Origin of the sequence: Saccharibacillus sp. WB 17 (assembly GCF_008634075.2) — a bacterium.
GTDB classification, from domain to species: Bacteria; Bacillota; Bacilli; order Paenibacillales; family Paenibacillaceae; genus Saccharibacillus; species Saccharibacillus brassicae.
Genome location: NZ_VPFK02000042.1, coordinates 72,898 through 84,877, shown reverse-complemented (window position 1 = coordinate 84,877; position 11,980 = coordinate 72,898). Strand labels below are relative to the sequence as shown.

The window sequence follows — 11,980 nt, the reverse complement described above, 5'->3', positions numbered from 1 at the left end:
ATGTTTTCCGATTGCATGATCGCGCTTTCCGAAAACAGTTTCGTAAATGCCGGAAACACGCCGCGCATCTCCCTCCACTATAAAGAATTCCGCCCCAAGAAGCAAAGCTTTATCTGTGAAAAGAAACCCGGCAAACAACCCCGCCCCGTCCACAAGACCCCGGCCGCTGCGGCGAGGTCTCTGCGAACGTCCAGCCTTCCGTGCTGCGTGGACGATTTTGTGGGAACAGCGGGCTTTTCATAGGAACGTTCTATTTGTCCAGCGCAAAAGATTCCCCGACCGCATGCGGTTCACCGTCAAAATGCTGATACGGCGTCAGCGTGTACGCATGGGCAGCCGGATCTATGGTCGCATAACGGGCATAATGCCAGCCTTCTCCGGAACGGCCCGACGCTTCACGGCTGCCTGCCTCGATAAAAGGAATCTCCGTGCCGTGCTCGTCCTGCAGAAGAAAAGCGGTCATTCGCGGCGTCTCGGGATTCGCAAATTCGCTCTCGTTAAGCACGCGATAATACAGCAGCGTCGATACCGGACTCACGATCGCTTTTTCTACCCGAATCTCTTCGCCTGTAGCCAGCTTCATGCTCCGTTCCAGTTCGATCGTCTGCGTGTCCGACACAAGTTCTCCGGCCGAAGCTTGAATATCGAACGTCCACGGCCGCTTCGGTTCGATGATCGACGAGTCCGATAGCCAGGTCTGACCGTGCCTGATCTCGTCGTAGATGATGGACAGATTCATCGGACCGTCATTCGGAAGTTCGCTCAGGTTCACTTCGCCGTAGATCGTATACGTGCCGTTCTTTTCTTCGATCGATTGGGTGCCCGTCGTCAGTTGAAGGTCGTCTCGCCCGTCGATCGCGACCGCAGCCGACAAAAACGTCCGGTAATCGAAGTCGGCTTGGGCGGTCGGCTCGAACGTGGCACTGATCAGAAGCCGGTCCGTGTCGAACAGCACTTCGTTCAGCGTGAGCTTCCCGTATTCGTTCTCCGCCGTCTGTCCGATCCGCGTTTTGTACGACGAGTAATCCGCCGCTTCGCCTCCCGACGTGCTGCCGAAATTCTCGATCAGTCCCGCTACCCAGGGCATATCGGCCAGCGCCTGCGGGCTGTACGTCCATGCCGCTCCGGCGAGCAGCAGAACGGCGGCGGCAGACATCAGCCCTTTCGCTTTTCGGTTTCTGCCGGGCTGCCGGGCGCGCCCCGTCGATTGCGAGCTGCCCGTCAGCCTGCTGCCTATTCGCTGCGCCCACTCGCTCCGCTCCGCCTCGCTTAACGCTTCTTCTTCATAATCCGCGGCATCCAGCTTCCATTCGTTCAAATCGTCGTACACGCTCATTTCTCCTGCACCCCGTTTCGCGAAATCCAACTATTTTTCAACTTCCGCCGGCCGCGCGACAGCTTGTTATGAATCCACGATTCCCGCACGTTCAGTCCCGCCGCAATCTCTCTCGCCGGAACGCCTTCCAGATAGTAGCGTTCGAACAGCCTGCGCTCGTCTTCCGGCAGCTGCTCCAGCACGTCTTCCACGCTCGACTTCGCCGCCGCGCGATCGCTGTCCGTCCCGGGCAGCCGCTCCGGGTCCAGCTCTCCGCCGGCGCGGCGCCCGCGTTCGCGCAGCTCTCTGCGCCGATAGTCGATCGCCCTGTATTTGGCGACGGCCGCCGACCACTGCCGCAGCGTATTGCGCTCCGCGTCGAACGACCCGATATGGGTCCAGATCGCCAGCAGCACGTCGTCGAGGCATTCCTCGCGGTCCTGCCGACTGCCGGGCAAATGCCGATACACGATCGCTTTCAGCAGCGCGCCGTGCAGGTCGATCAGCTCGCGCAGCGCCCGCTCGTCACGGCGGCGAATACGGTCGACCAATTCTTTTTCCTTCTGCTGCCTGTCTTCCGACTTCTGCTCCATCCCGCTCGTCCCTCCTTCCGTTCCAAGTACCGACCCCGTTCGAATCCGTACCGACATTGTATACTACGAAGGGAATAAAGGGATTCTATCGTGGGGTTTTAAAAAAAGTGGAATATTTTATAAACTTTATACTCATCTAAATCGTTAATTTTATATAAATAACAAAAAAAGTTAAAAAGGAAGTGATTATGTGGTTCTTTTCAAAAAAGCTGCCTCAGGTTTAGTCTTATCCATGCTTGTCTTATGTTCGAACGTACCCGTATCGAATGCGGAACCGTTCAATCAGACAACCATAGAAATGGATGAACAAGAGAAGACAGCTCCATTAGCTCCATTTTTAACCGCAAAAGAAATACTTCAGGTTGCCGACATGCATATAAATGGATACCTTAAAGACGACTGGCAAACGAAAGGATTAATTCTCACGCCCTCGCAAAATCAAATCCCGTTGTACGATCTGGAAGATCATGTGATCGCATATATAGTGCCGCTTCTTTCGAGCGGACAGGAAGTCGGCTATATCTCGATCGGCGCGTTACGTAACAGTTACGATGCTTACGATATTTTTATCGATGATTCGGTCGTACAATCGATCCGTGATCGGCTATACCCGCCTTCTATCACTGCCTTCAATGACTCTTCTTCAAAACTAGTTTTTGTTCCCCCAATGACGTATATCATTCAGACTGGTTCAAGAGAGCAAACACAATATTTTCAATTGGAAGACGACTTCGGATCGGTTGAAGACGTCACCCAAGCCGTTACCGGACAAAAAGATCAACTGCAGCGTCAGGCGCAACAACTTCAAACCGAGCAAAACGAGCAGCGAATGCAGCGGATTTTGAATGAGGCTTCCGACACAAAGTCTCTTATGGCAGCGGTAGCCGTAACCAAAGAGGATTACGCACTTACTGTAGAAGCCAGCCAGCAAAGGTTTGTTCCCATAGATACTGGTTCGGGCAATTACAGTTATGGTGGCGATCAAGGCTGGTGGAATCCTTCCAATCTGACCAAAAATGAAAGAGGATGCGGTCCAGTAGCAGCGGCCAATCTTACTACTTATTTGGCTAAAATCAGCAATCCTTCAGCTTACCGCAACTTGTACAGCGGAGTCGCCACTTCAAAAAATGATTTTCTGACTCATATGAATTTAATGTACAGCTATATTAATCCGGGCCCGTTTGGTGAAACTTCCGTACACGACTTTACTACCGCCGTTGAGAAATATGCCAAAGACAAAAATGTAAAACTTGCTGGTGTTGCTGACAATTCTGCCTTCACTCTCGACAATACCGCCTCTTATATCAAAGCAGGATTAAAAATTAATTCGCCAGTCGCTACTTTGAATCTTTCCAAGTTTACGGATTATCCCTACGAATGGCATTGGATGACGATTACGAAGTATTATAGGGACGTGAACGATAATCGCTGGATCGCTGTATCAACCTGGGGAGATCGCAGAAGTATCAATTACAGAACGCACTTCGAAGCCATCACAAGATTCAAATCGTTGGGCGGAGGCTTCATGTACTTCAAATAAGGACGGTGAACGATGCGAACTTCTCGGACGAAAACAGTAGGCATGCTTGTATTCATTCTGTTAGGGATCGGCATCGCGACGGGCTGCTCCAAAACGATCACCCTATCCGACGACCCGGTCAAAGATTTCCGTCTGGAAATCCAGGCAGATCATCCGGCGATCGAGAAAACGACTCTTACATTTAGCCCTTTGACTTTCCATATGACGCATACGCTAAAAGATTCCATAGACGACGAAGAAAAGGCAGGCCTGTTCGAAGACAGCCGACGATTTTTGATGAGCGAGCGGTTCGATACGGAAGTGATTCAAAGCCATAAAATTGCCAAGTATTTTTCGAGCGGCCATCCGAATTTCGTGATTGCCGTGCGCACCGAAGATTCCGATTCGGTCAGCCGCTTCGAGCTTTACGCGAACAACGAGCCAAATGCCGAGTCCGTTTACGAACAATGGTATTACGCTGAAGGTGAAGAAGCGCTTGGGGAGCCCTATGCCTCGGAAAACAGCAAATAAAGCGCATGAAAAAGAACCCTCTTCCCTTACGCACGCAAAAAAACGGACGCCGATGTTTGATCGGCGTCCGTTTTTCTTCTTGTCCGCGAAGCGGACTTCGTTTGGTTTCACTGCACGTCGTCTGCCAAAGTTCCCGTCCAGATCTCGCCGGAAGCGCCGCGTTTCGCGGTGTGCGAAATCGTCGCTTCCTGCACGTCGCCGAACGCCCAATGCGTCTGCGGCATGTCGGGGAACTGCGGCTTCAGTCCGGTCAGCGGACCGCGGGACAGCATGCGGTTGATCAGCGTTACCGCTTCGGAACGTTTGAGCACCTGATTCGGACGGAACGATCCGTCCGGGTAGCCGGCGATGAAGCCGTCTTGGCTCAACCGCTCGATCGCCGAGGACGCCCAGTGTCCCTTCGTGTCCGTGAAGGTCGAACCGCTCGCGGCCGAACCTTCCAGTCCGAGGAAACGGACGGCGACGGCGGCCAGTTCGGCACGGGTCACCTGGCTTTCCGGCTTGAACGTGCCGTCTCGGAAACCGTCGAAATAGTCGTGCTTGACGGCGATGCGGATATAATTGGCCGCCCAATGCGAAGTCGGCACGTCGCGGAATCCGATCGGATCGTTAAGGTTGACGTTTTCGGTCAGGCGCGCGACGATCGCCGCGAGTTCGGCGCGTGTCAGCGAACGGTCCGGCTTGAACTCGCCGTCGGGATAACCGAGAATGTAGCGCTGATGGCGCAGTTCTTCGAAGCGCGGCGACAGAACGCGTACGTTGACGTTGGACTGCGCCGCCGCCTGTACGCCTGCCTGCGAAGCGCCGGCCGCGAAACTGCCCGTCACCGGGTAGCTGCTTTCCGGCCCCTGCTGCATCGGCCATTTCAGCACGATATTGTAGCTGCCGGACTTGCCTCCGTCCAGATTGCGGACGGTCCATACCAGGCTACCGCCGTTGCGGGTTCCGCCCGCCGCGTCGATCACTTCCGCTCCCGCGGGAAGGGCGACGCGAATCGTGCCTTCGCCGAGCGTTACGCCCGACACGTTCTTGTAATCGACCTTGATCGTCGATTGTCCGCCTTCTTCGACCGGATTGCGGTCGACCGTCAGCTTCAGTTCAAGCTGCGGCGCCTGTACCGGCTCCGTCGTCGCGACCGCGGCCGGGCTGCCGGAGCGCTGCGGCGTCAGTTCAAGGTCGTGCCGCACGATCTCCTGACCGACCGACAGGGTCGGGCTTGTGTACGTATCGTACCCTTTTTGCGTGACGATCAGGTAGTAATCCGTCTCCGGGTAGACCATGTAGGCGTAGAAGCCGTTCACGTCGCTCAGCTGGACCGGGCTCGCATTGTCGTTCGGAGCGAAGCCCGGAATGGCCGGCAGAACGACTTTGGTGTTCGGCGCGACGCCGCTGCCGCGATTTTTGGCGGTATCCGCGTAATACAGCGTCACGGTGGCCCCTTCGATCAGCGCTTTGGTCGAAGCGTCGCGAATCGTGCCGTACGGATCGACCAGCTCCTGGGAAATATTCATCTCCCCGTTGGCCTGCACGTGGACGGTGCTCGTCCCGATCGTGATCGCCTTGCCCGGTTCAAGCTCGTAGCGGATCTCAAGCTTGTAATCGCCGATCGTCAAGCCCGGAGCGCTGAATACGCCCTGCTTGCCGAGCGAGAACGACTTCGGACTGCCGTTTTCGGTCACATAGTGGCCGGAAGCGTCCTGCAGGTAGACCGACGTATGCGCGATGAACGCGTTGTCGATCAACGAACTGCTGCCGTCGGGCCGTTTGAACATGACGATGCCGGCCGCGGTTTTTTGCGATTCGTAGACTTCTTCTTCCGTCGTGCCAGCCATGCCGACCTGAGCTTTCTGCTCGTACGTCACCGGCGTCGGAACGCCGCCGACTTCGATCAGGCGGGTCACCGTCAGCGTGTATTCGCGTCCGCCGAACGGAACCGGCACCGAGTAAGCGCCGTGCGTGTCGGTGTTCACCGTGCGGTCGAAGTCGACGCCCGGCTCGATCGAGCCGTTGCCGTCCACGTCAAGCGTGATACGGACAGTGGCTCCGACGACAGGCGTATTGTTTTTGCCTTCCGTCAGCACGCCTTTTACGGATGCGGGCAGGAAGACGACGCGGATCTCTTTTTGTCCCCACAAGCCGCGGACTGGATCGTTCACGGTTGCCTTGACAGGGAACGACTGCTCCTCGACGCCGGTAATATTCGCCGATTGGTACGTCAGGGTCGCTTTGCCGTCCGCGCCCGTCACGGCGCGATCGCCGTTCGGGAACGAGCCGATGCCGCCCGAATCGAACGACACTTCCACGCCCTGGACAGGGACGCCTTCCGCGTCTTTCAACAGCGCCGTCAATTCGGTCCGCGACGTGCCGTCGCCGACGATGGCGGCGGGATCGGCGGTCAGCGTCAGATCGACGGCCAACACTTCAAATCCGTTATCGGCCAGACGCGTTTCCGGTTCCGCCGGCAGGATCATGCCTTCCGACCCGACAGCCGTATAGGCGACCGAGTAGCGGCCGGGGAGGGTGCGGGCATCCAGCGGATACGTCGATTTCTCCCACTGCTTGTAGCCGTCCTGCGCGAACGTCGAAGCGTTGGCCAGCAGCAGCGGCACTTCCTCGCCGCCCACCTTCGCGTTTACGCCTTCGGCCAGCAGCGAACTGACGGCCGACAGCTTCAGCGATTGGCCCGGGATCGCTTTCGCGGGACGGGTGTCGCCTCTTTCCTTGTCGCCCGGCCATCCGTCGAGCGTCCGATCGATACGGACGGTCACGGTCGCCGGAGCGCTCTCCTGACCGTCTGCGTCTTTTACGGTATACGTGAACGTATCCGTGCCGCCGATGAAGTCGGGATTCGGCACGTAGGTCCAATTCGCACCGTTCGGGTCGGCGGGATCAGCCGGCGTAAGCGTGCCTTTGAGCGGCTGGCTCGCAATGCCGTACACGAGCCCGGTGACCGTTTCCGGATCGCTGCCGCGCAGCGTGACCGGAATGGAAGGCGCGCCTTCTTCCGCGCCGACGCCTACCGCGTCTCCGCTCGGAACGCCGCTGTAGGCGATCGAGACCGTACCCGGAACTTCGGAGTACATCTTGCCGTCGTACGCTTCCCAATCGAAGATCGCCGTGCCGCCGTTCGGCAGTCCTGCCGAAGGCATGAAGCGCAGCGTGTTCAGCTCGTCTGCCGCGATTTCGGTCCGTGCGCCGCTTGGCAGATACACATTCCCCGTCACCGTGGTGTACGAGAGTTCGCCCTGCTTGACGCTGAAATCTTCGGGCAGCGTGATCCGAATCTTCGTTAACTTGTCGTTCTCCGGGTCCGTGTAGGCCGGCGTCAACGAAAAGTCGTCCCGGCCGAACGACACCGCGTCACCGGCGGAACCCGACTTGCCCACATGTCCCGCCGCAGGCGGCGCGTTGACGCGAATCGTCAGGCTGCCCGATTTGAGCGCGTATTGGGTGCCGTCGTAGCCGTTCCAGCGGAACTCTTCCGTGCCGGTGAACCCTTCCGCCGGCACGAATCTCAGCGCCGACAGCTCGGAAGCGTCAAGCTCGCCGCCGGGCTGCACGTCGATCGGAGCGCTGCTGCTTCCTCCGTCCAGTACCAAACGGCCTTTGGACGGATCGGGCAGCGTATCGAACCGCAGCTTGCTCGGCGGACCGGACTTGCCGTCGCTGTAAGCTTCGTCGAAGATCGACTGCGGCAGCGGCACGGTCTCGCCTTTGTTCGCTTCGATCAGGATCGGGTCGAGCCGCGGCGCGTGGTTGGCCGTCAGCATGACTTTGCCCGGATAGACGGCATATTCGTCGCCGTCATAACCGTTCCATTCGAAGCTGGCCGAGCCGTCGAAGCCGCCTTCGGCCGGAACGAACTTCAGCTTGGGCAGATCGGCGGCCGAAATCTCGCTGCCGGCCGCAATGTCGGTCGTGACGCCGCTTGCGCTCTGGAGCACCAGACGTCCCGCGGAAGAATCCGGAAGCGTCACGATACGAACTTTGTCCAGATGGGCACCGTTCGCGGCTCCGTTAATTTTGAGGTAATTTTCCTTGAACTCGTTCGGATCGAGCGCCGTCGCGTCGTACTGCGCGACCGAGGTCGCGAAGTCGCGCAGCTTGGGATCGAACGTCGACACCGTATAAATATGCTGCGCTTTGCCGGGATTGGTGTAGCTCTCCCCGACCTTGCCGTCGCCCCGATCGTCGAACAAAATGACGTTGACGTCGTACTCTTTGGCCGGATCGATACTCGGATCGACCAGCTGCACGCCGCTCCACGGCTGTGGCACGTTCGCTTCGGCGCCGCTGAACAGTTTCTTTTTCGTGTCCAGGTTCTGGTCGACTTCCGTTTTGCTCGCCGCCGGCTTCACGACGCTGACTTCCATCGCGAAGTTGCCGTTTTGCTTGGGTACGAAGCTCGTATCGACCGTGATTCCGCCTTTTTCGACCGAAATGTCGCCTTTGTCGATCGCTCCGCTTTCTTTGGCTCCGCCGTCGACGATGAGCTGCGCCCAATCGACGATAACTTCCCAGTTCGGGGTGGAGCCGCTCGAAGCGGCATTGACGTAATGATGCGTCGATACGCCGTAATAATAAGGTTCGTCCGCTTGAATCTTGGACGCATCCAGCTTCATGACGGTCGTGTTCCACTTTTCGTTATTGCCCGAAAGCGCGCCGACGTAAGTCTGCTGCGGAAATTCTTTTTTGTAATCGGCCGTTTTGCCGGACCAGAAAGTGCCCGACGTCGGCCAGGCCGTATACGGATTGCCCAGACGGAGCAGCGCCGGATCTTCGGACAGGTAGACCCGATCCCATTCTCCCGTGCCGCTGCTTCCGTCGTATTCGTCCACGTCGAACGCCCGCATCAACAGATACGCGCTCTCCCGCGGAGCCTGGGCCACGCCGTCGATTTTCGATTCGATCGGATACAGCGCGGCTTTGGTCGTGCTGTCCACGTATCCGTTGCTGATCCGCTTGCCGATGCCTTTGTCGTAATCGAGCTGCATCTCGGCACTCGTCGGCACGCCTGTTCCCACGACGTCTCCGTTCCAGGTGTCGATATCGTTAAACGACGTCGCGCCCAGCGTCTCCGCCGATGCGTGAGGCATGTTCGGCCATACCGGACCTGCCGCCAACAACAGCGCAAGCAATGCGGCTGTCGTTCTTTTGCCTGTTCTTCCCGTAATTCCCCTCTTGCCTACTCCCGCTGCCTTCACCCTGCCAAGTCCCCTCCGCCGATAAAATGTGTCTATCCAGTTGCTTGGTCATTATAATGGTCAAGACTATACAATTTCTGAACAATTCCGCCCTTAAACCTTATTTTCCGACAAAAAATAGAAAAATTTCGTCCCGGAAACCGATTTTTTCCCTGACTTATCCGATTTGGACCTTTTTTCCGGCAAAAAAAGGCGAATGTTCGAACGGGTTTGCGGCAGCGAGTATCGGTGAATAGGCAAAACGCACAAAAAAAGCCGCCCGGTCCCGGGACCAAACGGCTTTTTCCATGTCTTTTGATCTATGCTTCTTTGTAATCTTTTCCTATCCGATCCATCTCGTCCAGACCCGCCCGGCCTTACCGTTCCCGCTGCACCAAATAATCCAGCAGATGCTTCAGGAACCGCAGGCTCTCCGGCAGCTCCCGCACGGCATCCGCGGCGTCGCAGTAGTGATCCCACATCGCGCGCTTCGCCCCGCCGAGGCCGAGTACGGTCACGAACGTCGAACTGCCGTTGGCGGCGTCCTGTCCGGCAGGCTTGCCGAGCAGCAAGGCTTCGCCTTCGGCGTCGAGCAGGTCGTCCCGGATCTGGAACGCGATGCCCGCGTGATACGCGAACTTCTCCAGCAGCTTGAGCTGATTCTGCGGCGCGTTCGCCAGCATCGCCGGCATGATAAGGCACGCTTCGAACGCGACCCCCGTTTTGTAAAAACAGATCTCGTTCAGCCGTTCCAGCGTCAGCTTCCGCCCCCGCGACTTCAGGTCCAGCGCCTGGCCCATGCACAGTTCTTCCGCTTTGTGCGCCGAATAGTGCATCAGCTCAAGCACCGTCTCCGCCTTGAAGCCCTGCAGGCGCGATTGTTCGCGCACGCCCTGCTGGATCAGCAGCAGCCCGGACAGCTCGGCGGTCGCGCCGTCGTAGCGCGTATGCAGCGTCTGCCGGCCGCGCCGGGTATCCGCGTCGTCCTGCGAAGGCAGGTCGTCGAAGATCAGGGACGCGGTATGCAGATATTCCAGCGATTTGAGCAGCGGGCGCAGCTTGGCCGCTTCCAGGCCGTAGCCTTCCGTCGCCACGAGATGCGCCAGCACCGGACGCAGCCTTTTGCCGGACCCCGCCAGGCTGTAGTTGGCCGCGTCGATCAGCGAGTCGCCGACATGGGGGACGTTCGAGTCGGACGGGATCGGCAGCGAGTCGTCGATCTCCGCGCGCACTTCGCTCAGCAGCGCACGGAAGCGTTCGCGGTCTTCGCGGTCCCGCTTCATCTCGGTCAGCATCCGGTCGCGCAGCAGCTTGTCGAAAAACTCGACGTCTTCCGCCCGGCGCACCATGTTCTGAATGACGGCGTTCAGCTCCGGCATGCCGGCAGCCAGCACGTTCATCAGCTCTTCGTAGCGGGGGATGCCGAGGCGCTGGCGTGCCCGCTTGAGTCCGTTGATCGCCCGGTCCAGCAGCACTTCGCGCGTATACGCGTCGCCGCCGTATACGTCGCGGATCAGGTAGGCGATAACGCCCCAATACATCTCGAACGGGCTTTGCAGATCGGGACGTTGGCCGCGATGCTTCCAATAATACGTGTACGGCGTCACCGCGCCCGCTTCCAGATCGTCGAACAGGTCCGCAAAGTCGTCGGCGAGCTGGTTGTAGATGCCGTAGAAAAACGTGCGCCGCTCGAATCCCCCGTCTTCGCCTTCCTGACCGACCGATCGCGCGATGAGGCGCGAACCGGACGACTTCAAGATGACCGGGACGTAGAGCTGGCGGCTGTCGTAGCCGTCATGCGCCAGCTCTTTTCGCCGATCCGTGTCCTGCGCTTCGAAAAAGACGTACGCCTGCTCGAAAAACAAACTGCCGAGCCCATCCGCCTGCCGGCTTTTGATATACAAAAACGCTTCGCCGAGTTCGCTGTGGATATACCGGATCAGGTCGAGATTGCGTCCGCCGTCGCTCTCGAAAGCATGGTTCCACTCATCCCATTTCGGCACCGCCCCGCTCAGCAGCGCGCCGCGGATCAGGTCCGAATACCGCTCTTTCTCTTCGTCCGTCAGCAGCGTCGAATCGAGCAGGTCGTCGACGAACGGATACGTCAGCCCGTACGAATAGCCGAGCCGCACCGCTTCGTCCAGCCGGCGCGAGCGTTCGGCCTTCGGCGTCCGCTCGTCCATTTCTTCGCGCGTATGCAGCACGACGCCGGCGATGATCTTGAGCAGCTTGCGCTGGGCGTGCTCCGCGCTGAGTCCTTCCGGAATGTTCTCCGACACCCGCTTCATCTTGGCGATCATCCAGATCACCGCGTCTTCGATTCCTTCCTGCTGACCCCACCGGTACAGCGCCGCCGTGTCGAAGCCGTCCGTCGGCATGCCTTCCTGCGGATCGCCGCCGCTGAGCAGCGAGCGCTTGAGTCCGGCCGCCGTATGGCGCACCCGCCGCTGCGTATCGGGATCGTTCAGCGCCCGGCCGAGATCGCGCATATACAGATACGACACGCTGCGCTCCAGGTAATCGTCCAGCTTGCCCGCCGTCTCCATCCAGTGAAGGTAGCGGTCGTAATCGCGGTTGTCCGGACTCCCGCCGCCGCGCAGCAGACGTGCCGGCCACGGGCGGACGTGCTTCTTTTTCCACATGCGAAAATCTTCCGTCAGCGCCGCCGCGTACGTTTTCCCCCGTACGCTCGCGATCAGCTCTTCCAGATATTCCGCCGCGCGCCGTTCCGCCCTGCGGTACGCTTCTTTGGCCCGACGCTCGATCGGATCGATCGGCTCGGCCGGGTCTACAGTTACGGATGTCGAACTCATTGGTCATTCCCCTTAGGTTTTGTGTC

General features: G+C 58.5%; 6 protein-coding genes. 2 read left to right on the top strand and 4 right to left on the bottom strand.

The window, feature by feature from the left end:
• Positions 1–250: 250 nt before the first annotated feature.
• A complete protein-coding gene (locus FTE24_RS19100; RefSeq protein WP_160441834.1) occupies positions 251–1,330 on the bottom strand; it encodes a DUF4179 domain-containing protein in 1,080 nt (359 codons plus the stop codon).
• Between the two features lie 2 nt (positions 1,331–1,332).
• Positions 1,333–1,908 carry a sigma-70 family RNA polymerase sigma factor gene (locus FTE24_RS19095; RefSeq protein WP_150233886.1) on the bottom strand — a complete coding sequence of 192 codons (576 nt, stop codon included), beginning with the start codon at positions 1,906–1,908 and terminating at the stop codon, positions 1,333–1,335.
• Between the two features lie 190 nt (positions 1,909–2,098).
• Between FTE24_RS19095 and FTE24_RS19090 the strand changes: the two genes are divergently transcribed.
• Entirely contained in the window at positions 2,099–3,448 is a 1,350-nt protein-coding gene (locus tag FTE24_RS19090; RefSeq protein WP_150233888.1) for a hypothetical protein, read from the top strand.
• A gap of 42 nt (positions 3,449–3,490) precedes the next feature.
• Positions 3,491–3,958: a hypothetical protein gene (locus tag FTE24_RS19085; RefSeq protein WP_150233890.1), complete on the top strand. Its 468-nt coding sequence runs from the start codon at positions 3,491–3,493 to the stop codon at positions 3,956–3,958.
• Positions 3,959–4,065: 107 nt separating this feature from the next.
• Here the strand turns inward: FTE24_RS19085 and FTE24_RS19080 are convergent, their stop codons facing one another.
• Both FTE24_RS19080 and FTE24_RS19075 read right to left on the bottom strand, forming a co-directional pair.
• Positions 4,066–9,054, bottom strand: a complete 4,989-nt coding sequence (locus FTE24_RS19080) for an S-layer homology domain-containing protein (protein WP_150233892.1) — start codon at positions 9,052–9,054, stop codon at positions 4,066–4,068.
• A gap of 464 nt (positions 9,055–9,518) precedes the next feature.
• Entirely contained in the window at positions 9,519–11,954 is a 2,436-nt protein-coding gene (locus tag FTE24_RS19075) for a polyprenyl synthetase family protein (protein WP_150233894.1), read from the bottom strand.
• Between the last annotated feature and the right edge of the window lie 26 nt (positions 11,955–11,980).